This is a genomic window from Nonomuraea sediminis, from assembly GCF_018531495.1.
In the GTDB taxonomy this organism is placed as follows: domain Bacteria; phylum Actinomycetota; class Actinomycetes; order Streptosporangiales; family Streptosporangiaceae; genus Nonomuraea; species Nonomuraea sediminis.
The window spans coordinates 504527-525765 of record NZ_JAHDTI010000010.1; the positions used below are offsets into that span (position 1 = coordinate 504527).

Sequence of the window (21239 nt, forward strand, 5' to 3'; positions counted from 1 at the left end):
CGTATCAGCAGAAAAGATCAGACGTTGAAGCCTAGCATACGGAGCTGCTCGCGTCCTTCGTCGGTGATCTTGTCGGGGCCCCACGGCGGGAGCCACACCCAGTTGATCTTCACGTCGGAGACCATGCCGTCGAGCGCGGAGTGCGCCTGGTCCTCGATCACGTCGGTGAGCGGGCAGGCGGCGCTGGTCAGCGTCATGTCGATGGTGGCGACGGGCTGGGTGCCGTCGGCCGGGTCGAGGTTGAGCCCGTAGACCAGGCCCAGGTCGACGACGTTGATGCCGAGCTCGGGGTCGACGACGTCCTTCAACGCCTCCATGACCTCTTCGACGGTGACATCACCGTCGAAAGTGCCGATCGGCGTCTCCACGGGCTTGCTCATAGCGCAGCACTCCTCACCACAGCGTCTTTGTAGGCCATCCAGGACAGCAGCGCACATTTCACCCTAGCCGGGAACTTCGCCACCCCGGCAAAGGCCACCGCGTCCCCCAGGACGTCCTCGTCGGCCTCCACCTGTCCCCTGCCCTGCATCAGGCGGGTGAACTCGTCGACCACCGACAGCGTCTCCTCCACGGTCGAGCCCTCGGCCAGCTCGTAGAGCACCGACGCGGCCGCCTGGCTGATGGAACAGCCCTGGCCGTCGTAGGAGACGTCCTCGATCTTGCCGCCCTCGCCGACCTTCACGCGCATCGTGATCTCGTCGCCGCACGTGGGGTTCACGTGGTGAACCTCGGCGTCGTACGGCTCGCGCAGCCCCCGCCCCTGCGGGTGCTTGTAGTGCTCCAGGATCAGCTCCTGGTACATCGACTCGCCGATCATGTCTATCCGAAGACCTTCTGGACGTGGTGGAGTCCGCGCACCAAGGCGTCGATCTCGCCCGTGGTGTTGTACAGGTAGAACGACGCCCGCGTGGTCGCGGGTATTCCGAAGCGCAGGTGCAGCGGCCTGGCGCAGTGGTGACCGACGCGTACGGCGACGCCGAACTCGTCGTCCAGGATCTGGCCCACGTCGTGCGGGTGGATCCCCTCCAGCGTGAACGACACGGTGCCGCCGCGCTCGTCGAGCGTCTCGGGCCCGATGACGCGCAGCGTGGGCACGTCCTTGAGCGCCTGCAGCGCGTAGGCCGTCAGCTCGCGCTCGTGCGCCTCGATCGCGTCCATGCCGATGCCGGTGAGGTAGTCGACGGCGGCGCCGAGCCCGATGGCCTCGACGATCGGCGGGGTGCCCGCCTCGAACTTGTGCGGGACGGGCGCGTAGGTCGAGTGGTCCATCCAGACCGCCTCGATCATCTCGCCGCCGCCCAGGAACGGAGGCATGGCGTCGAGCAGCTCGCGGCGCCCCCACAGCACGCCGATGCCGGACGGGCCGACCATCTTGTGGCCGGTGAAGGCCACGAAGTCGACGCCGAGCGCGGCCACGTTCACCGGGTGGTGCGGGACCGCCTGGGAGGCGTCCAGCATGACCAGCGCGCCGACCTCGCGGGCCCTGCGCACGACCTCGGCGACCGGGTTGACGGTGCCCAGGACGTTGGACTGGTGCGCGACCGACACGATCTTGGTGCGCTCGGTGATGACGCCGTCCGTGAGGTCCAGGCGGCCCTCGTCGGTGACGCCGAACCACTTCAGCGTCGCGCCGGTGCGCTGCACGAGCAGTTGCCACGGCACGATGTTGGAGTGGTGCTCCATCTCGGAGATGACGATCTCGTCACCAGGGCCGAGCCGGAAGCGGGGGTCCTCGTTGATGGGGTTGCCGAAGGCGTAGGCGACCAGGTTGAGCGCCTCGGAGGCGTTCTTGGTGAAGATCACCTCGTCCCGCGAGGGCGCCCCGACGAACGCCGCGATCTTGTCGCGGGCGTTCTCGTAGGCTTCGGTGGACTCGCTGCCCAGCACGTGCATGGCACGGCCGACGTTGCTGTAGTGCATCGCCAGGTGCTCGCGTATGGTCTCGATGACCTGCGTGGGCTTCTGCGAGGAGTTGCCCGAGTCCAGGTAGACCAGCGGGCGCCCGCCGGGCAGCTCGCGAGAGAGAACCGGGAAGTCCTTCCTGATCCTCTCCACGTCGAGTGCGGTGTTCATTACGCCAGCGCCTTCGTGTAGGCCTCGTAGCCCTCGGCCTCGAGCTTCTCGGCCAGCTCGGGGCCGCCCTCCTCGACGATGCGGCCGCCGGCGAAGACGTGCACGAAGTCGGGCTTCACGTAGCGCAGGATGCGGGTGTAGTGCGTGATCAGCAGCACACCGGTGTCGCCCTCGGCGCGGAAGCGGTTGACGCCCTCGGAGACCACGCGCAGCGCGTCCACGTCGAGGCCGGAGTCGGTCTCGTCGAGCACCGCGATCTTCGGCTTGAGCAGCTCGAGCTGGAGGATCTCGTGGCGCTTCTTCTCACCGCCGGAGAAGCCCTCGTTGAGGTTGCGCTGGGCGAAGGAGGCGTCGATGGACAGGGCGTCCATGCCGCTCTTGAGGTCCTTGCTGAACTGGCGCAGCTTGGGGGCCTCGCCGCGGACCGCGGTGACGGCCGAGCGCAGGAAGTTGGAGACGCTGACGCCGGGAACCTCGACCGGGTACTGCATGGCCAGGAACAGGCCGGCGCGGGCGCGCTCGTCGACGGACATCTCCAGGATGTTCTCGCCGTCCAGGAGCACCTCGCCACCGGTGATCGTGTACTTGGGGTGACCGGCGATGGCGTAGGCGAGCGTGGACTTGCCCGAGCCGTTCGGGCCCATGATGGCGTGGGTCTGCCCCGCCTTCACGGTCAGGTTGACACCGCGCAGGATCTCCTTGTCCTCCACGGCGACCTTCAGGTCACGGATTTCCAGGGTGCTCACTTATGACTCCTTCGAAAGCGAGACGAGGACGTCATCGCCGTCGATCTTCACTGAGTAGATGGGAACGGGCTTGGTGGCGGGCGGGCCGGTCGGCTTGCCTGATCGGATGTCGAAGCAGGAGCCGTGCAGCCAGCACTCGAGGGTGTCGTCGTAGACCTCGCCCTCGCTGAGGCGGACCTCGGCGTGCGAGCAGACGTCGTGCAGCGCGAACACCTCATCGCCCTTGCGTACGAGCGCGACGGGCGTGTCGTCCACCTCGACCGCGATGACGCCGAGGTCGGGGATGTCCTCGACCCTGCACACCTTTTCGTAGGTCATCGGGACAGCTCCGCTTCCAGCGCGGTCAGCACGCGCTCGCGGATCTCCTCGATCTGGATCTTCTCGATGAGCTGGCCGAGGAAGCCCCTGATGACCAGGCGGCGGGCCTCGTCGTAGGGGATGCCGCGGGCCTGCAGGTAGAAGATGTGCTCGTCGTCGAGGCGTCCGGAGGCCGAGGCGTGGCCGGCCCCGGCGACCTCGCCGGTGAGGATCTCCAGGTTCGGCACCGAGTCGGCGCGGGCGCCGTCGGTCAGGATCAGGTTGCGGTTGAGCTCGTAGGTGTCGGTGCCCTCCGCCTCGACGCGGATGATCACGTCGCCGATCCAGACCGCGTGCGCGTCCTGGCCCTGCAGGGCACCGCGGTAGTCCACGTTGCTCTTGCAGTTGGGCTTGCTGTGGTCGACCAGCAGGCGGTGCTCCAGGTGCTGGCCGGCGTCGACGAAGTAGACGCCGAGCAGGTCGGCGTCGCCGCCGGGGGCGGTGTAGGACACGCTGGGCGACAGCCGTACCAGGTCGCCGCCGAGGGTCACCGTGAAGCTGCGGAAGGTGGCGTCCTTGGCCAGCTGGGCGTGGTGGTGGGAGACGTGCACGGCGTCGTCGTCCCAGTCCTGCAGGCTGACGACCTTGAGGGTGGCGCCATCGCCGACGACGAACTCGATGTTGTCGGCGTAGACCGCGCTGCCCTTGTGGTCGAGCACGATCACGGCCTCGGCCATCGGCTCGACGCGCACGACGATGTGGCCGTAGGCCGCGCCGTCGCCGGAACCGGTGAGCGTGACGACCGTGGGCTTGGAGGTGACGGCCTCGCGGGGCACGGTCAGGACCGTGGCCTTCTCGAAGCTGTTGTAGGCCTGGGCGCTGACCCGGTCGGCGGGCACGTAGGCCTTGCCGACGCGCGGGTCGTCGCGGCCCACGGTCTCCATCGTGACCTCGGCGGCGGCGTCGACGTCGACGACCACGTGGCCGGAGGCGGCAGCCGTACCGTTGTGCAGGCCCTTGAGGCGGGACAGCGGCGTGAAGCGCCAGGCCTCCTCGCGGCCGTTGGGCACCTCGAAGTCGTCCAGGCTGTAGGACTGCTTCTCGTGCAGGGTCGACAGGGGCTTCTCGTTCAGGCCCATCAGCCGACGGCTCCTTCCATCTGCAGCTCGATCAGGCGGTTCAGTTCGAGGGCGTACTCCATGGGGAGCTCGCGCGCGATCGGCTCGACGAAGCCGCGCACGATCATCGCCATCGCCTCGTCCTCGTTGAGCCCGCGGCTCATGAGGTAGAACAGCTGGTCCTCGCTGACCTTGGAGACCGTGGCCTCGTGGCCCATCTTGACGTCGTCCTCGCGGACGTCGACGTAGGGGTAGGTGTCGGAGCGGCTGATCTGGTCGACCAGGAGCGCGTCGCACTTCACCGTCGAGGCGGAGCCGTGGGCGCCCTCCTCGATCTGGACGAGGCCGCGGTAGGAGGTGCGGCCGCCGCCACGCGCGACGGACTTGGAGATGACGCTGGAGCTGGTGTGCGGCGCCAGGTGCACCATCTTGGAGCCGGCGTCCTGGTGCTGGCCCTCGCCCGCGAACGCGACGCTCAGCGTCTCGCCCTTGGCGTGCTCGCCCATCAGGTAGACGGCCGGGTACTTCATCGTGACCTTGGAGCCGATGTTGCCGTCGATCCACTCCATGGTGGCGCCCTCGTAGGCGACGGCGCGCTTGGTGACCAGGTTGTAGACGTTGTTCGACCAGTTCTGGATGGTCGTGTAACGGCAGCGGGCGTTCTTCTTCACGATGATCTCGACGACGGCGCTGTGCAGCGAGTCGCTGGAGTAGATCGGCGCGGTGCAGCCCTCGACGTAGTGGACGTAGGAGTTCTCGTCCACGATGATCAGGGTCCGCTCGAACTGGCCCATGTTCTCGGTGTTGATCCGGAAGTAGGCCTGCAGCGGGATCTCGACCTCGACGTTCGGCGGCACGTAGATGAACGAGCCGCCCGACCACACGGCGCTGTTGAGCGAGGCGAACTTGTTGTCGCCAACCGGGATCACGGAGCCGAAGTACTCCTTGAACAGCTCCGGGTGCTCCTTCAGGCCCGTGTCGGTGTCGAGGAAGATGACGCCCTTCTCCTCGAGGTCCTCACGGATCTTGTGGTAGACCACCTCGGACTCGTACTGGGCGGCCACGCCGGCGATCAGGCGCTGCTTCTCGGCCTCGGGGATGCCCAGCTTGTCGTAGGTGTTCTTGATGTCGGCGGGCAGCTCGTCCCACGAAGCGGCCTGCTTCTCGGTCGAGCGCACGAAGTACTTGATGTTGTCGAAGTCGATGCCGGTCAGGTCGGAACCCCACGTCGGCAGCGGTTTCTTGGAGAAGAGGCGCAGACCCTTCAGGCGCAGGTCAAGCATCCATTCCGGCTCGTTCTTGAGCGCGGAGATGTTGCGCACGACCTCTTCGGACAGGCCACGCTTGGCTGCCGCACCCGCGGCATCCGAGTCGGCCCAACCGAACTTGTAATTCCCGAGGCCTTCCAGCTCCGGGCGGTCGGTGACAGTCACCTTCCGGTCTCCTTGCTCTCTCTTATCCGAACGGGGCTGACGTGCGTGGTGCACACCCCGTCACCGTGTGCGATGGTCGCCAGCCGCTGCACAGGAGTGCCGAGCAGCTGGGCGAACGCCTCGGTCTCGGCCTCACACAGCTGCGGGAACTCCGCCGCCGCGTGCGCCACCGGGCAGTGGTGCTGGCAGAGCTGCTCGCCACCGGAGGCCGCCTTGCTGGCGCTCGCCGCGTAGCCCTCTGCCGACAGTGCCTCGGCCAGCACCTGGGTGCGCTGGTCTTCCGGCACCTCGCGCATGATCGGCTCGAGCCGCCTGACCAGGTCTGCCACCTGGGCGCGGGCGAACTCGGCCACCGCTTCCTCACCCATGCGCTCGGCCAGGAAGCGTAGCGCGCTGCCCGCCAGGCCGTCATAGGCGTGCACGAAGGCACTGCGCCCCGCGTCGGTGATGGCGAACAACTTGGCAGGTCGCCCCCGCCCGCGCTGACCGCGCGGCCGGACCGTACGAGGCTCGATCATCCCGTCGGCCAGCAACGCGTCGAGATGGCGGCGCACCGCTGCGGGCGTCAGCCCGAGCCGCTCGCCGAGCGAGGCGGCCGTGACGGGACCGTGCTCCAGGATCAGCCGAGCGACGCGGGCGCGCGTGCTGCGCTCGCTGCCTGGCTCGATCGATGGGGCCACGTTTTTCACAACATCAGTGTGCCGTAATTCCTTCCCAGTTCACAAACGGATCCGGAGAATGCGGGAATGCAATTTCTCACGCAGGCAAGCCTTACCTAACCGCGCGATGGCCCAGCAGGACGAAGGCCAGTCCCGCGGCCACCACGAGCCCGAGCATCACCGCGGCCATCGGCATCGCGGACCCCGCCCCGGCCAGACCCACCAGCGGGGCGGCGACGGCGCCGAGCGCGAACTGCAGGACACCGAGCAGGGCGGAGGCGCTGCCCGCCACCTGGTGCGGCTGCGAGGCCAGGGCGAGCGCGCCCGTACCGGGCAGGACCAGGCCCTGGCCGCACATGATGACGAACAGCCCGGCCACGATGCCGAGCAGCCCGAGCCCGGCGGCGGCGGCCAGCACGAGCAGGGCGGCCCCGGTCAGCGCGACGGCCAGCCCGGCGAACACCAACCGCCGGGGGTTCACCCGCCCGGCCAGGCGCCCGCCGATCTGCGCCATGATCGTCAGCCCGGTGGCGTTCAGCCCGAAGATCAGGGAGTACTGCTGCGGCGAGGCGCCGTACACCTCCTGCAGCACGAACGGCGAGCCGGAGATGTAGGCGAACATGGCCGCGAAGGCCAGCCCAGCGGTCAGCGCGCACGCCATGAAAGCCCTGTCGCCCAGCAGGCGCCAGAACGTGAGCACGGTGTGCTTGAGCCCGCCGCTCTCACGCTCCTCGGCGGGCAGCGTCTCGCGGACCCCGGTCAGGACCGCGGCCAGCAGCGCCAGTCCGGCCAGGCTGAGCGCCACGAAGACGCCGCGCCAGGAGGTGAAGGCGAGCAACTGGGCGCCCGCGATGGGGGCCAGGATCGGGGCCAGGCCGCTGACCAGCATGAGGGTGGCGAAGATGCGGGCGATGGCGGCCCCGTCGTACAGGTCGCGGACGATGGCGCGCACGAGCACCAGTGCCGCCCCGCCGAGCAGGCCCTGCAGCAGCCGGAACACGATCAGCATCGGGACGTTCGCGGCGAAGGCACACAGCAGCGAGGCCACGGTGTATCCGGCCACGCCCACGATGAGCGGGATGCGCCGCCCACGCACGTCGCTGACGGGCCCGGCGATCACCTGCCCGGCCGAGACGCCGATGAGGCAGGCGGTGAGCGTGAGCTGGACCTGGGCGGGGGCGCTGAGCATCTCGCCGGTGATGGCGGGCAGCGCGGGCAGGTACATGTCGATCGACAGCGGGCCGATCGCGCTGAGGGCGCCCAGGATCACCAGCAGAAGTCCGCGCCGGCCTACTGCCTTGGGCGCGGCTTCGACCACGGACATGCGTGAACCCTCTTCCCTCGCGGGCGGCTGGATGGCGACCCAGGAGGGCCGAGGGTTCTAAACCAGGATTAGGTCAACCTAATTCCCGGATTGTCACAAATTTTCACGCGGGTTCGTTGAGCTGGATGACGGACAGTGCCGCGCCCTGGGGGTCGAGGAGCACGCCGAACCGTCCGGGAGGCGCGTCCATGGCGTCGACCAGGATGTTCGCGCCGAGGTCGCGGGCCTTGGCGATGGTGGCGTCCAGGTCGGCGACCGCGAAGTAGACCATCCAGAACGACGGGACGGTGGCCGGGTAGTTCGGCGACATCGGCAGCATGCCGGCGATGCTCTTGCCGTTGTTGTGCCATTCGGTGTATGTCATGCCGCCGCCCATGTCCTGGGTGACAGGCGTCCAGCCGAAGACGGAGGAGTAGAAGCGCGTGGCGGCGTCCACGTCGCGGGTGGACAGCTCGTTCCAGCAGAAGGAGACGGGCTCGTTGACCAGTTCGGCGCCCTGGTGGTTGCCGGCCTGCCAGACGGAGCAGAAGGATCCGTCGGCGCCCTGGAAGACGGCCATGCTGCCCTCCTGGAAGATGGCCATGGGCTCCATCACGACGGTGCCGCCGGAGTTCTTGACGCGGTCGGCGACGGCGGCCGCGTCGTCGGTGGCGACGTAGGTGTTCCAGACCGAGGGCATGCCCTCGCCCATCGTGGGGCCGATTCCCGCGACCTTCTTGCCGTTCGACGTGAACTGCCCGTAACCCCCCGCCGCGGGGTCGTCGATCATCTCGGCCTGCCAGCCGAAGACCTCGCCGTAGAACCTGCGCGAGGCGTCGACATCGGTGCTGGAAAGGTCGACCCAGCAAGGTACGCCGGGTTCGTATCCACTGCGTTGCGACATTGCAACCCCTCCTCTGACGTGGACCTACCCCTCAGACTTTCACTCCTGCGGCCGGGATTCCGGGAAACGACGCGGTCAATTGCTGTCCATATCCGGCCAGGTCGGAGACCGCTCCAGGGGGTCTCTAGACTCGTGGCCATGGAATCCCCTGCCGTCGAGATCGTCGATCTGGTCAAGCGCTACGGCGGCACCACCGCCGTGGACGGCCTGACCCTGTCGGCCGGACGCGGCGCGGTCACCGCCATCCTGGGCCCGAACGGCGCGGGCAAGACGTCCACGGTCGAGATCTGCGAGGGGTTCCGCAAGGCCGACGGCGGCACCGTGCGGGTGCTCGGGCAGCCGCCCGACCTGCCCGAGCTGCGCCCCAGGGTCGGCGTGATGCTGCAGGCCGGCGGAGTGCCCCCGGCGGTGCGCTGCGCCGAGTGGCTGCGGCTGGTGTCCCGCTTCTACGCCCACCCGCTCGACTCCCAGACCCTGCTGGTACGGCTCGGCCTGGCCGAGCACGCCCGCACCCCCTACCGGCGCCTGTCCGGCGGCCAGCAGCAGCGCCTGTCGCTGGCGGCGGCCGTGATCGGGCGGCCCGAGCTGGTCTTCCTCGACGAGCCCACCGCCGGGCTCGACCCGCAGGCCAGGCACGCCTGCTGGGACCTGGTCGGCCAGCTGAAGACCGCCGGGGTATCGGTGGTGCTGACCACGCACCACATGGAGGAGGCCGAACGGCTGGCCGACCATGTGGTGATCATCGACAGGGGCCAGGTGGTGGCCGAGGGCAGCCCCGCCTCGCTGACCGGCGCCGAGCGGCAGCTGCGCTTCCGCGCCCGCCCCGCGCTCGCGCTCGAGGAACTGCTCAACGCGCTCCCCGACGGCAGCGCGGCCAAGGAGTCACCCGCGGGCCACTACATCATCGAGGGGCAGGTCGGCCCCGAACTGCTGGCGACGGTGACCGCCTGGTGCGCGGCCGAAGGCGTGACCGCCGACGACCTGCGCATCGAACGCCGCACCCTCGAGGACGTCTTCCTGGAGCTGACGGGCAGGGAGCTGCGATGACCACGCTGGACCTCACCCCCGCGCCCGGCGCGGCGCCCTTCCCGCGCATGGTGCTCGCGCAGGCCGGCGCCGAGGTGCGCGCGATCCTGCGCAACGGCGAGCAGCTGATGCTGACGCTCATCATCCCGGTGCTGCTGCTCGTGGGCTTCTCGCTGGCGCCGCTGGTGGACGTGGGCGGCAGCCGGATCGACTTCGTGGCGCCCGGGGTGCTCGCGCTGGCCATCATGTCGACCGCCTTCACCGGTCAGGCCATCGCGACGGGCTTCGAGCGGCGGTACGGCGTGCTCAAGCGGCTCGGCGCCACTCCCCTGTCGCGGCCCGGCCTGATGCTGGCCAAGACGGCTGCCGTGGTGGCCGTCGAGCTGCTGCAGGTGGTCGTGATCGTGGCCGTGGCGCTGGCGCTCGGCTGGCATCCGCACGGCTCGCCGCTGGGCGCGCTGCTGCTGGTGCTGCTGGGCACGGCGGCCTTCAGCGGGCTCGGGCTGCTGATGGCGGGCACGCTGCGGGCCGAGGCCACGCTGGCCGCCGCCAACCTGGTCTACCTGGTGCTGCTCGGGCTGGGCGGGGTGATCTTCCCGCTGTCGAAGTTCCCGCCGGGGATGCGGTCGGTGCTCGAGCTGCTGCCGATCTCGGCGCTCACCGGCGGCCTGCGGGCGGTGCTCGCCTCCGGCGCGGCCGTGCCCGTGGGCGCGGTGGGGGTGCTGGCCGCCTGGGCGGTGCTCGGGCTGGGGCTGGCGTCCCGCTTCTTCCGCTGGGAGTGAGTACGGCCCGCGCGCCGTACCGCTTCCTGGCCAGAGCGGCGACGGACTGGCTGAAGAGCAGGGCGTAGCGGCCGTGGGCCGCGACGGCTATCGCTACCCCTTGAGCGGGTTATGTCGGTCGCGGTCTGTACCCTCGGAGCTCTATGAACCCTGAGGAGCCCCCATGACCGCCTTCGCGCTGAACGAACCTTTCGACCGCCGGCCGAGCGTGCCGGAAGGGGTGCGTGCCGCCGCCAACTCGATCCCGCCCTCGACGCTGATTTTCCTGGGGATCCTGTCGGTGCAGCTGGGCGCCGCGTTCGCCAAGGAGCTGTTCGGCACGCTGCCGCCGAGTGCCGTGGTGTTCGTGCGGATCGCGGCCGGCGCCGCGATCATGGCGACGGTGGCCAGGCCCAGGCTGCGCGGGCTGACCTGGCGCGACTGGCTGGTGGGGCTGGCGTTCGGCGCGGTGCTGGCGCTTATGAACCTGACGTTCTACGAAGCGCTGTCGCGGCAGCCCCTGGGCATCACGGTGGCGATCGAGTTCCTCGGCCCGCTCGGTGTGGCGGTGGCCGCCTCGCGGCGCCGGCTCGACCTGCTGTGGGTCGGGCTGGCCGGGCTCGGCGTCGTGTTGCTGGCGCCATGGGGCCAGTCGGCCGGGACGAGCTGGGTCGGCATCGGGTTCGCGCTGGTGGCGGGGGCCTGCTGGGGTGCCTACATCCTGCTGTCGTCGGCCGCGGGCAAGCGGTTCCCCGGCACGCAGGGCCTGTCGTTCGCGATGGTCGTCTCGGCGATGCTGATCGCCCCCATCGGCATCACCACCGGCGGGTCCGACCTGCTCCAGCCGCACCTGCTGCTGATCGGGGTCGGGGTGGGCCTGCTGTCGTCGGTGATCCCGTACTCGCTGGAGCTGCAGGCGCTGCGGCGCATGCCCAAGCACGTGTTCGGCATCCTGATGAGCCTGGAGCCGGCCGCGGCCGCCCTCATCGGCGTCCTGCTGCTCGGCGAGATCCTCGGCGTGCAGCAGTGGGCCGCGATCTGCTGCATCGTGGCCGCCAGCCTGGGGTCCACCCGCCGTTCCTGACGCCGGAGATACGGCCGCCGCGCGCCCGGAGGATGGGGCCTCGGGCGCGCGGCGGTCATCCGACTCGGCCTGTGGAGTGGGCGGGCGGCCGAGCCGCGGAAGGGCATCGGCGGAGGGTGGGGTCCGCTTAGCCCAAAAAGTTCGTGAACACTTTCACAAAGCATCGTATCAGGGAATCGGACATTTCGCCCAACCTGCGAGGCTTCCCTTTGACAGGCCCACCTCGCATGATGTCTCTATGAGATGCATTGGCTACGCCCGGTGACCACGCCTGTCCGGCGGACGAGCGACTGGATGGCGGTCGTCCGGGCCGAGGAGAGCGCGCAGCCCGACGCCTACTACGTCGATCCCTGCGCCGAGGTGTTCGCCACCGAGCAGGCCAGGAAGGTGGTGGACGCCTTCAAGCCGTTCCATCCCCCGTCCGAGATCGTGCCCGTGCGCGGCAGGCTGGGCGACCAGACGCTGCTGTCCTCCCGCGTACGGCAGGCCGTGTCGGTGGGCGCGGGCAGCGACTCCCGCCCTTACCGGCTCCCGCTCGACCCGCCGTTCGTCTACTACGAGGTGGACCTGCCAGGACAGCTGTCCGGCAAGGCCGAGGCGCTGGCTGAGGCGGGATTCCAGCCCCGCTGCCGGGTCGTGTCCGTGGGGACGGACCTGCGTTCGCCGCCCCCGGCGGTGGCCCCCGGCTTCGACGCCATCGTCGCGACGCACTGGATCGTCGAGGGCGTCCTCTACTACCTGACCCGCGCCGAGGCCGACTCGGTGATCGGCTGGATCACGCGGCAGTCGGCTCCCGGCTCGTGGCTGACGTTCGACGTCCCGCATCCCTGCTTCTTCACCGATCCGGATCGCCGGCCGTTCCTGCGCGAGATGGCCGCGCGCGGCGTTCCCTTCGTGGGTGCCGTGGAGGACCCGGTGGCCTGGCTCGCCCCGCACGGCTGGACCGCGGAGGCCGCCACGCACCGCGACGTCGCCGAGGGCCGCTGCCCGTGGCTACCGCCTCTGCCGCCCCGCCTCAGCGCCCGCAAACAGGACATCTGGCTGACCCGCGCGCGCCGCTGACCGGGTCACTCGGGGCGGTCGGCCCAGATGCCGCGGACGTGCTGGATGTGCTCGGACATGATGTGCTCGACCGTGGCGGCATCGCCGGCCTCGAGGGCGTCCAGGAGAGCCAGGTGCTCCCTGCCCGAGTCGGTCAGCGTCCCCCTGGCGTACAGCTGGGACAGGCCGTAGAGGCGGGCCCTGTTGCGCAGGTCGCGGACCACCTCGACCAGGTGGGCGTTTCCTGACAGCGCCAGTAGTTCCACGTGAAACCGCAGGTCAGCGTCCACGTATGCGAGCAGATCCCCACGTTCCGCCGCAGAGACGATCTCCTGCGCGACAGGCCGCAACCGCGCGAACTCCTCCGCCCGCCCGGGGTCGGCCAGCCGGGTGACGGTCGGCACCTCGATCAGCTGCCGGATCTCGGTCAGCTCGTCCAGGTCGCGGTCTGACAGCTCGGTCACCCGGAAGCCCTTGTTCCTGACCGCCTCGACGAGTCCCTCCTTGGCCAGGTCGAGCATGGCCTCCCGCACGGGCGTCGCCGACACGCCGAACTGCGCGGCCAGCACGGGCGCCGAGTACACGACGCCCGGACGCATCTCGCCCGTGATCAACGCGGCGCGGAGCGCATGCGCCACCTGCTCGCGCAGGCTCTGCCGCTCCCCCACCACCGGCAGTTCGAGCCGATCCTCCGCACCCATCAGGGCCACCTCATCCTTCCTCGCACCCACCGAGGCCTCCTAGGTCCACGCTTCGTAGGCGGCGGCCGCGACCACGAGGTCTTCCCATGCCATACCCGTGCTCTTGAAGACGCGCGGCCCTCTGACGGGCGGGACCCTGCCGGCGACCAGGTCGGCGAGGTTTCCTGCCAGGTGACCAGAGGTGATCGTACCTTGGCGCAACGGGATGATCACATCACCTGCTTCAGCCAGGGCCGCGGTTCTGGCCTCGACGACCACGGTCGCCCGGGCGATCAGGTCCGAGTCGAGCTCGCGGACGTCGGGCTCGTGGGATCCGACGGCGACCACCGTGGCGCCGTCCCGCACGGCCTTGCCGGGGAAGAGCGGCTCGCGCGCCGTGGTGCAGCAGGCCACGATGTCCGCCTCCGCCACGGCCGCCTCGACCTCGGACGTCCCTGCGGTCAGCGAGGTCGCGGGCAGGCCCAGGGAATGGGTACGGCCGGCCAAGGCCTGGGCGCGCCCGGGGTCGCGGGCGACGAGCGTGACGTGGTCGAGGGGACGGATCGCGCGCATCGCCAGGATGTGGCCCCACGCCTGCGGGCCCGTGCCGAACACGACGAGCCTGCGCGCGTCGGGGCCGGCCAGGTGCTTGACGGCCAGCGCCGACACGGCCGGGGTGCGCAGGGACGTGATGGCGATGCCGTCCAGGAGGGCCACGGGTGTGAGGGTGTCACCGTCGAACAGCAGGTACGTCCCCTGGATCCTGGGCAGTCCCCTGGCAGGGTTGCCCGGGGCGATCGTGACGGCCTTCAGCCCCGCGTAGCGGCCCGCGGCGGCGGGCATCATGAGCAACTGCCCGCCCGGCAGGTCGACGCTCGGGCGCTGCGGGGTGTCCTCGGGGTCGAGGCCGCCGCGCAGCGCCTCCTCCAGGAGCTGTACGGCGAGCGTCACGGGCACCAGCCGCTCGATCTCCGCGGCGTCGAGATACGGAAGCGCGTTCATGACCCCAGCATCCCGCCTCGAGCCCCTACCCCGCCCCAACACCAGGAAGGCCGCGCCCCCACGCCCCGGCAGCGCCAGGGATGCGGGCTGCGGGTGACATGGGGGCTCGCCGTACCAAGGCGCCGGGCAGGACCGCACGCCGTCCCGCCGACGCGGCGCCAAGAGGGTGACGCCCTCAGGCCGACGCGGTGCCAGGGACGTCGGTCGCGGGTGACCGGTGGGCTCGCCGTGGCAAGGCGTGAGGTAGTGGCGTACGCCTTGCTGGGGGCGTGGCGAAAGGGGGTGGGGGTGTGGAGGTTTGGCGTGTTGAGGTGGTGGGGTGGGGTCATCGGAGGGTGAAGCCGGGGCCGAGAGGGTCGGCGGGGTCCAGGTCGAAGGTGTGGCGGCCCGTGCGGTAGGCCATGCCGTCGATTTCGGGGATGATGCCGTCCGGGGTCACCGATGCCACGCGGGCGTGGAAGGTGGTGCCGATGATGCTGGAGTGCTCGAGGGACTCCAGTGACGGGTGGTCGGCGGCCAGGAGGGCGAGCCGGGCGGCCGTGCCCGAGCCGCAGGGCGAGCGGTCCACCTCGCCGTCGGCGAAGACCGTGACGTTGCGCTGCCTGACGACCGTGTCCGTGCCGGGCAGTTCGTCGTAGAAGATCACGCCGTAGACGCCGGAGAGGCGGTCGTCCGTGGGATGGCGGGAGGCCGGATGGTCCGCCAGGGCGGCCTTGATACGGCGGGCGTGGGCGATCAGGTCGGTCAGGTGCTCGGGCGCTACCGTCAGGCCGACGGCCGAGGCAGGCAGCGAGGCGTAGATGGCCCCGCCGTAGGACACGTCCACCGTGACCCCCGCCACCGGCACGTTTCTGGCCAGCACGGTCGAGGGGACGTTGCGGAAGGTCACGGACTCGATGCGGCCCGCCGTACAGGAGACCAGGGCCGTGACCCGCCCCGAGGGGACGTCCACGACCACGGGCGTGACGCCGTCGGGGTCGGCCTTGACCAGGCCCTCCTGTACGGCGTGCACCGCCAGGGCGATGGTGCCGTGGCCGCAGGCGGTGGAGTAGCCGTCCTTGTGCCAGAAGAGCACGCCCAGGTCGGCGCCCGGGTCGTCGGGCGGGACGAGGAAGCAGCCGTACATGTCGGCGTGGCCGCGCGGCTCCTGGACCAGCAGTTGCCGGACGAAGTCGAACCCGGGGGCGTTGACCCGCCGCTCGAGCACGGTTTCGCCGGGGATGTCCGGAGCCCCGGAAGTGACGATCCGGAAGGGCTCCCCGGCGGTGTGGTAGTCGATCGTGGTGATCACGGCCCCTCCTTCGCCGGACCTGTGATCAAGATGCTCGCTCACAGGATGAACCCCTCGGGGAACGGGTCGCGGGGGTCGAGGAAGTACTGGGCGGTGCCGGTCACCCAGGCGCGGCCGGTGATCGTGGGCAGGACGGCGGGCCGGTCGCCCACGGTTGTCTCGCCGATCAGCCGCCCGATGAAACGGGTGCCGATGAACGACTCGTTGACGAAGTCGGTCTCCAGCGCCAGCTCACCCCTGGCGTGCAGCTGAGCCATCCGCGCGCTGGTCCCCGTGCCGCACGGCGAGCGGTCGAACCAGCCGGGGTAGATGGCCATGGCGTGCCGCGAGTGCTCGGCGGTGGAGCCGGGCGCGGTGAAGTAGACGTGGTGGCAGCCGCGGATGCGGGAGTCGAGCGGGTGCACGGGCTCGTCGGCGGCGTTGATCGCCTCCATCGTGGCCAGCCCGGCGGCGATGATCTCGTTCTTGGCGGCCCGGTCGAAGGGCAGCTTGTAGGCGTCGAGGTCGACGATGGCGTAGAAGTTGCCGCCGTAGGCCAGGTCGTAGCCGATGGCCCCGAACCCGGGCACGTCCACGACGGCGTCCAGCCTGTCGGCGTAGGCGGGCACGTTGCGGATCGTGGCCGACATGGCCATGCCGTCCTGGACGGCGACCTCCACCTCGACGAGCCCGGCGGGCACCTCGAGCCGGATCGTGGTGACGGGCTCGACGACCTCCACCATGCCGGTCTCGACCAGCACGGTGGCCACGCCGATGGTGCCGTGCCCGCACATGGGCAGGTATCCGGACACCTCGATGAACAGCACGCCCCAGTCGGCGTCGGGCCGGGTGGGCGGCTGGAGGATCGCGCCGCTCATGGCGGGGTGGCCGCGCGGCTCGTTCATCAGCAGGTGCCGGATCGGGTCCAGGTTCTCGATGGCGTAGACGCGCCGCTCGGCCATGGTGGCGCCGGGGATGACGCCCACGCCGCCGGTGATGACGCGGGTGGGCATGCCCTCGGTATGGGAGTCGACGGCGTGGAAGACCCGCCTGGTCCTCATCGGAGCCCCTCGGCCAGGGCCTTCTCCGTGGCGGCGCGGACCACGGCCTCCTGCTCGGGGTCGAGCGGCAGGCGCGGGGCGCGGCACGGCCCGCCGTTCCTGCCGGCGATGTCCATGGACAGCTTGATGGCCTGGACGAACTGCGTCTTGGAGTCCCAGCGGAGCAGCGGGTGCAGCTTGCGGTAGAGCGGCATGGCCGTGTCCAGGTCCCCGGCGACGGCCGCCCGGTAGAGCGCCACGGTCGAGGCGGGCAGCGCGTTGGGGTAGCCGGCGATCCAGCCGACGGCGCCCGCGAGCGCCAGCTCGACCAGCACGTCGTCGGTGCCGATCAGCAGGTCCAGCCCGGGCGCCAGCTCGGCCAGCTCGTAGGCGCGCCTGGGGTCGCCGGTGAACTCCTTGACCGCCACGATCAGGCCCTCGTCGTACAGCCGGGCCAGCAGCGCGGGGCTGAGGTCGACCTTGGTGTCGTAGGGGTTGTTGTAGGCGACGATCGGGATCCCGGCCTTGGCCACCTCGCGGTAGTGCTCGACCACGATCTGCTCGTCGGCCCGGTAGGTGTTGGGCGGCAGCAGCAACACGCTCCCGCACCCGGCGTCACGGGCCTGCTCGGCCCAGCGCCGCGACTCGGCCGAGCCGTAGGCGCCCGCGCCCGGCATCACGTTGCGCCCGCCCACGGCCGCCACCGCGGTCTCCACCACCTTGGCCCGCTCGTCAGGGGTGAGCGTCTGGTACTCGCCGAGCGAGCCGTTCGGCACCACGCCGTCACAGCCCTGTTCGACGAGCCACCGGCAGTGCTCGGCGAAGCCCTCGAAATCGACCGACAGGTCGTCACGGAGGGGCAGCGCGGTCGCCACCATCACACCGTGCCAGGGCTTAACGCGATTCGTCATCATCGATCCTCTCCAGTGCGCCGAGCGTGATCGGCTGAACAACGGGTCTCCGGGGGGCCTCGGGCGCCTCCCCGGTCAAGCAGGACACGGCGTAGCCGCACATCCTGCCCTGGCACCAGCCCATTCCCGGGCGTGCCAGCAGCTTGACGGAGCGCGCGTCGGTGGCTCCCAGCGCCTGCGCCTCGCGCACGGCCGACAGCGGCACCTCCTCGCACCTGCACACGAGCGTGTCCGCGGCCAGCCACTCCTGCCAGCCGGGCCGCACGGGGTAGGCCTTGAGCAGCGCCCGCGCGAACGCCCGCGACCTCGCCCGCCGCCGCACCAGCACATCGGGTACGGCGGGCCCGTCCAGCGCCCCCTCGTGGGAAGCGGCGGCGTGACGGGATGCGGCGGTCAGGGCGGCGGCGACGGCCAGGCCCGCGATGCGGCCCTCGAGTTCGGCCAGCGGGGCGCCGCCGACGCCGGTGGGCTCGCCGGCGGCCCACACCCCGGGCACGGAGGTGCGCTGGCGGGCGTCGACGGCGACGACCTGGGTGCCGTCGAGGTCGGCCCTGGTGGCGCAGCCGAGCTGGACGGCCAGGTCGAGCTGCGGCACGAACCCGTACGAGACGGCCAGCGTGTCGCACGCGATCGTCCGGGTCTCCCGCACCCGCCAGTCCCTGTCGAGCCGCCCGACGGTGACGTGGGTGAGCTCGTCGCGGCCGTGCGCGGCCACGACGGCCTGCCTGCCGTGGTACGGCACGCGGTGCCTGGCCAGCGTCAGCGCGTATCCTGCGGCCTCGCCCGCCTTGCCCATGGCAAGCAGCGGATGCCGCCCGAGCCCCACCCGGGATCCGGCCTCCAGCACGGCCGCGACGTCGGCGCCCGCCTGGGCCAGCCCGGCGGCGACCGGCAGCAGGAACGGTCCCGTGCCTCCCACCACGACGCGGCGGCCCGCGATCACGTGATTCCCCTTCAGCAGCGCCTGCGCGCCGCCGGCGGTGAGCACGCCGGGCAGGTCCCACCCGGGGAAGGGCAGCGGCCTGTCGTGCGCCCCGGTGGCGATGAGCAGGTGGCGGGCGTGCAGGGTGACGGGCTCGTCCTGGTGGGTGGCGTGCACGGCGAAGGTCTCGCCCTTGGCCACCGACCACACCTGGTGGCCGAGGCGTACGTCGGCCAGCTCGCCCACGGCCGCGGCCTGCCGCAGGAACCGCGCCAGCCCGGCCTGAGGGCCGGGGTCGGCGCCGCGAACGCCGTCGGGGGCGTGGCGGAAGTACTGGCCGCCCAGGCGGGCGCCCAGGTCAAGCAGGGCCACCCGGAGGCCCGACTGCGCGGCGGCGAGCGCGCCCGCCACCCCGGCAGGGCCGCCGCCGACCACAATGAGGTCATAAGTCATGACGTGGTCACCTCGTCCCCGGGCCTGGCCTCCAGCAGGCACGCCCGCTGCTCCCGAGCCCCGTTGACGGTGACCAGGCAGTCGAAACACACCCCGATCCCGCAGAACAGCCCGCGAGGCCGCCCGCCGAACCTGGTGGTCCGCCACGACCTGATCCCGGCGGCGTGCATCGCCGCCCCCACGCTCTGCCCCGGCTCGACGTTCACGGTCCGCCCGTCCACGCTGATCTCGAAGCTCATCGATCCTCCTCGAAACGGTCGGGACGGAAGGGCCGCAGGTCCATCGAGGGAGACTCCTCCGACAGCAGCTGCGCGAGCAGCCGCCCGGTCGCGGGCGCCAGCCCGATGCCCGCCCCCTCGTGCCCGCACGCGTGGTAGAGCCCGGGAACGCGTGGATCGGCCCCGATGACGGGCAGGTGGTCGGGGCAGTACGGCCTGAACCCGCAGTAGGTCCTGATCACCCGCACGTCGCGCAGCACCGGGAACAGCGCCGTGGCCTGCGCGGCCAGCCGCCGCAGCACCGTGGTGGACGGCGTCCTGTCGAAGCCGACCCGCTCCCTGCTGGCCCCGATGAGCACGGTGCCCGAGGCAGTGCCCTCGACCACGGCGGAGGTCTCCAGCCCTTCCGAGTCGCTGGCCACGTTCGTCACATAGGCGGCGGTGTAGACCTTGTGCCGGATCAGCGGCTCCCGCAGCGGCTCGGTCACCAGGATGAACCCGCGCCGCGGCAGGATCGGCAGCCGCACCCCGGCCAGTTCGGCGACCGACCCGCCCCAGGTGCCCGCGGCGTTGACCACAGCCCCGGCCAGGATGTCCCCGGCGGAGGTCCGCACGCCCCTGACGCCGCCGTCCGACAGCAGGAAACCGGTCACGTCCACGCCGGTGCGCAGCCGTACCCCGCCGAAGCGCTCGCGCGCGGCGCTGAGCAGGCGGGCGGCGGCCAGCATGGGCTGGACCTGGGAGTCCTGCGGGTAGAAGACCCCTCCCACGAGGTCCGGCGTGAGATGCGGCTCATATGCGGACACGTCGCGCGTGACGGTGTGCTCGACACCCTGCTTGGCGGCCAGCTCGACGAGCTGCTCCAGAATCGCGGGGGTTTCGGCGACGACCAGGCCGCCCTTGGCCTCGAACTCGAAGTCGATCCTGCCGGCGAGCGAGCGCCACAGCTCGTTGGACAGCAGGGCGAGGTCCAGCTCGGGTCCCGGCTCCTTGTCCGAGACCAGCACATTGCCCTCGCCCGCGCCCGTCGTGCCGCCCGCGACCGGGCCGCGGTCGACGACGGTGACATCCAGGCCGGCCTCGGCCGCGTAGTACGCGGTCGCGGCGCCCACAACTCCGGCACCGACGACGATCACGTCGGGCATGTCCACCTCCCGCCAGTAATATGTCACATATTTCCTTGGATGGGAAGGCGTTCGACCTCCACTGATGCCTCCCCCGTCACCGTGATGCGGACACCTGCCGCCTCGTCGGTGAAGACCTGCCCGGGCGCGTAGGCGGCGTCGTCGAGTTGGTGACACCCGGCGGCGGGCGGCTGGCCGGGACGGGCGTCCATGACCCTGATCGGGCCCTCGCCGGTGGCGACGGAGGAGTCGACCCGGTAGATGAGCACGCCGCTGGAGCAGGCCCGCGCGTCCAGGCCGGTCCGGGAGCGGGCCTCGACGGCGTAGGCGCTGGTCTCGCCGGTCTTGACCACGACGAGCCTGGTCGGGCCGTCGAGCCGGTAGCGGCCGCTGACAGCGCAGGCGACCTGGTCGTCGCCGAGCCAGCCGAGCTTCCACTGGTGCCAGCCGAAGTAGCGGGGCGCGGGGCCGCTGATGAGCCCCATCAGGTCCCAGCCTCCGACGAAGCGGTGGTAGTCGGTGCCGGTGAAGGCGTACAGGTCGGGCAGGCCGAAGATGTGCCCGGTCTCGTGGTCGATGACCTTGTAGCCCCAGCGCCACATGTCCTGGCCGAGCGTGACGGACCAGCGCACCGGCCGCCCGTCGGCGATCACCCCGGGCGCGGCCGGGTCGTAGAGGTAGGTGGGCGAGAAGGTGACGGCGGCGGCGTTCTTCGGCGGGACGATGTAGACGATGTCGTAGGAGGAGAAGTCCACGTCGGGATCGGCGGCGGCGACCGCGTCGCGGACGTAGCGCTGGTGCTGCTCGTAGGAGATGCCACGGTCGAACCCGTAGGCGGTGCTGTCGGACGGCATCCGGAACCAGGTCCGCACGGGCGTGATGGCCAGGCGCGCCCGCCCGTTGGAGGCGGTCCGCAGCCACCCGGCCGCCGGGCTGAGCGCGTCCTCGTACTCCTGGGTGCTCCCCGAGGCGGGCGCGTCGGGGAAGTCGACGAACAGCATGACCGCCCTGATCACGCCAAACGCCCTGCTGAACTGCCGGTGGTCGGTGTCGTGCCCTTCGTCGGTCCATCCCGTACGGCCCGGCAGCGCGCACCTCGAAACCGGGGCTTCCTTGTGCGGGACCGGGGTGAGCGTGAGGGCGACCGTGAGCGCCAGGTTGATGAGCATGGGGG

At 70.8% G+C, this 21239-nt stretch carries 23 protein-coding genes; 4 read left to right on the forward strand and 19 right to left on the reverse strand.

What is annotated here, in order from left to right:
• Positions 1-17: 17 nt before the first annotated feature.
• The 10 genes from KIK09_RS36985 to KIK09_RS37030 all read right to left on the reverse strand — a co-directional run bounded on the left by KIK09_RS36985 (position 18) and on the right by KIK09_RS37030 (position 8533).
• Positions 18-380 carry a metal-sulfur cluster assembly factor gene (locus KIK09_RS36985; RefSeq protein ID WP_214324090.1) on the reverse strand — a complete coding sequence of 121 codons (363 nt, stop codon included), beginning with the start codon at positions 378-380 and terminating at the stop codon, positions 18-20.
• Positions 377-817 carry a Fe-S cluster assembly sulfur transfer protein SufU gene (gene sufU / locus KIK09_RS36990; protein ID WP_214324091.1) on the reverse strand — a complete coding sequence of 147 codons (441 nt, stop codon included), beginning with the start codon at positions 815-817 and terminating at the stop codon, positions 377-379. The genes KIK09_RS36985 and sufU overlap by 4 nt, the downstream gene beginning before the upstream one ends.
• Before the next feature lie 2 nt (positions 818-819).
• Positions 820-2073 carry a cysteine desulfurase gene (locus KIK09_RS36995; protein WP_214324092.1) on the reverse strand — a complete coding sequence of 418 codons (1254 nt, stop codon included), beginning with the start codon at positions 2071-2073 and terminating at the stop codon, positions 820-822.
• Complete coding sequence (gene sufC, locus KIK09_RS37000) at positions 2073-2819, reverse strand: Fe-S cluster assembly ATPase SufC (RefSeq protein WP_214324093.1); 747 nt, start codon at positions 2817-2819, stop codon at positions 2073-2075. The genes KIK09_RS36995 and sufC overlap by 1 nt, the downstream gene beginning before the upstream one ends.
• Positions 2820-3137 (reverse strand): Rieske (2Fe-2S) protein, encoded by a 318-nt coding sequence (locus KIK09_RS37005; RefSeq protein WP_214324094.1) that lies wholly within the window; start codon positions 3135-3137, stop codon positions 2820-2822.
• Complete coding sequence (gene sufD / locus KIK09_RS37010) at positions 3134-4255, reverse strand: Fe-S cluster assembly protein SufD (protein WP_214324095.1); 1122 nt, start codon at positions 4253-4255, stop codon at positions 3134-3136. Before sufD ends, KIK09_RS37005 begins: the two co-directional genes overlap by 4 nt.
• Positions 4255-5721, reverse strand: coding sequence for a Fe-S cluster assembly protein SufB (gene sufB / locus KIK09_RS37015; protein ID WP_443678883.1), 1467 nt, complete (start codon positions 5719-5721; stop codon positions 4255-4257). The genes sufD and sufB overlap by 1 nt, the downstream gene beginning before the upstream one ends.
• Positions 5664-6356: a helix-turn-helix transcriptional regulator gene (locus tag KIK09_RS37020; RefSeq protein ID WP_214324097.1), complete on the reverse strand. Its 693-nt coding sequence runs from the start codon at positions 6354-6356 to the stop codon at positions 5664-5666. The genes sufB and KIK09_RS37020 overlap by 58 nt, the downstream gene beginning before the upstream one ends.
• Before the next feature lie 82 nt (positions 6357-6438).
• The gene (locus tag KIK09_RS37025; protein ID WP_214324098.1) at positions 6439-7650 is read right to left on the reverse strand and encodes a multidrug effflux MFS transporter; all 1212 of its coding nucleotides are present in this window, start codon (positions 7648-7650) and stop codon (positions 6439-6441) included.
• A gap of 103 nt (positions 7651-7753) precedes the next feature.
• Complete coding sequence (locus tag KIK09_RS37030) at positions 7754-8533, reverse strand: VOC family protein (RefSeq protein ID WP_214324099.1); 780 nt, start codon at positions 8531-8533, stop codon at positions 7754-7756.
• Between the two features lie 138 nt (positions 8534-8671).
• On the opposite strand from KIK09_RS37030, the gene KIK09_RS37035 reads away from it, so the two are divergent.
• From KIK09_RS37035 to KIK09_RS37050, 4 genes are all read left to right on the forward strand, one after another.
• Positions 8672-9580 (forward strand): ABC transporter ATP-binding protein, encoded by a 909-nt coding sequence (locus tag KIK09_RS37035; RefSeq protein ID WP_214324100.1) that lies wholly within the window; start codon positions 8672-8674, stop codon positions 9578-9580.
• Entirely contained in the window at positions 9577-10341 is a 765-nt protein-coding gene (locus tag KIK09_RS37040; RefSeq protein WP_214324101.1) for an ABC transporter permease, read from the forward strand. Before KIK09_RS37035 ends, KIK09_RS37040 begins: the two co-directional genes overlap by 4 nt.
• A 163-nt stretch (positions 10342-10504) precedes the next feature.
• Positions 10505-11404 (forward strand): EamA family transporter, encoded by a 900-nt coding sequence (locus KIK09_RS37045; protein ID WP_214324102.1) that lies wholly within the window; start codon positions 10505-10507, stop codon positions 11402-11404.
• Between the two features lie 261 nt (positions 11405-11665).
• On the forward strand, positions 11666-12466 hold the full coding sequence (locus KIK09_RS37050) for a class I SAM-dependent methyltransferase (RefSeq protein ID WP_214324103.1): 801 nt from the start codon (positions 11666-11668) through the stop codon (positions 12464-12466).
• Between the two features lie 5 nt (positions 12467-12471).
• Here the strand turns inward: KIK09_RS37050 and KIK09_RS37055 are convergent, their stop codons facing one another.
• From KIK09_RS37055 to KIK09_RS37095, 9 genes are all read right to left on the reverse strand, one after another.
• A complete protein-coding gene (locus tag KIK09_RS37055) occupies positions 12472-13146 on the reverse strand; it encodes a GntR family transcriptional regulator (RefSeq protein WP_214324104.1) in 675 nt (224 codons plus the stop codon).
• A gap of 39 nt (positions 13147-13185) precedes the next feature.
• Entirely contained in the window at positions 13186-14127 is a 942-nt protein-coding gene (locus KIK09_RS37060) for an ornithine cyclodeaminase family protein (protein ID WP_214324105.1), read from the reverse strand.
• A 325-nt stretch (positions 14128-14452) separates the two neighbouring features.
• The gene (locus tag KIK09_RS37065; RefSeq protein WP_214324106.1) at positions 14453-15418 is read right to left on the reverse strand and encodes a proline racemase family protein; all 966 of its coding nucleotides are present in this window, start codon (positions 15416-15418) and stop codon (positions 14453-14455) included.
• Between the two features lie 38 nt (positions 15419-15456).
• Positions 15457-16458: a proline racemase family protein gene (locus KIK09_RS37070; RefSeq protein WP_214324107.1), complete on the reverse strand. Its 1002-nt coding sequence runs from the start codon at positions 16456-16458 to the stop codon at positions 15457-15459.
• Positions 16455-17348, reverse strand: coding sequence for a dihydrodipicolinate synthase family protein (locus KIK09_RS37075; RefSeq protein ID WP_214324108.1), 894 nt, complete (start codon positions 17346-17348; stop codon positions 16455-16457). Before KIK09_RS37075 ends, KIK09_RS37070 begins: the two co-directional genes overlap by 4 nt.
• Positions 17332-18723 (reverse strand): FAD/NAD(P)-dependent oxidoreductase, encoded by a 1392-nt coding sequence (locus tag KIK09_RS37080; RefSeq protein WP_214324109.1) that lies wholly within the window; start codon positions 18721-18723, stop codon positions 17332-17334. Before KIK09_RS37080 ends, KIK09_RS37075 begins: the two co-directional genes overlap by 17 nt.
• Positions 18720-18962 carry a (2Fe-2S)-binding protein gene (locus KIK09_RS37085; protein WP_214324110.1) on the reverse strand — a complete coding sequence of 81 codons (243 nt, stop codon included), beginning with the start codon at positions 18960-18962 and terminating at the stop codon, positions 18720-18722. The genes KIK09_RS37080 and KIK09_RS37085 overlap by 4 nt, the downstream gene beginning before the upstream one ends.
• Positions 18959-20113 (reverse strand): NAD(P)/FAD-dependent oxidoreductase, encoded by a 1155-nt coding sequence (locus tag KIK09_RS37090; protein WP_308164532.1) that lies wholly within the window; start codon positions 20111-20113, stop codon positions 18959-18961. The genes KIK09_RS37085 and KIK09_RS37090 overlap by 4 nt, the downstream gene beginning before the upstream one ends.
• A complete protein-coding gene (locus KIK09_RS37095) occupies positions 20110-21234 on the reverse strand; it encodes a M6 family metalloprotease domain-containing protein (RefSeq protein WP_214324111.1) in 1125 nt (374 codons plus the stop codon). Before KIK09_RS37095 ends, KIK09_RS37090 begins: the two co-directional genes overlap by 4 nt.
• Positions 21235-21239 lie beyond the last annotated feature (5 nt).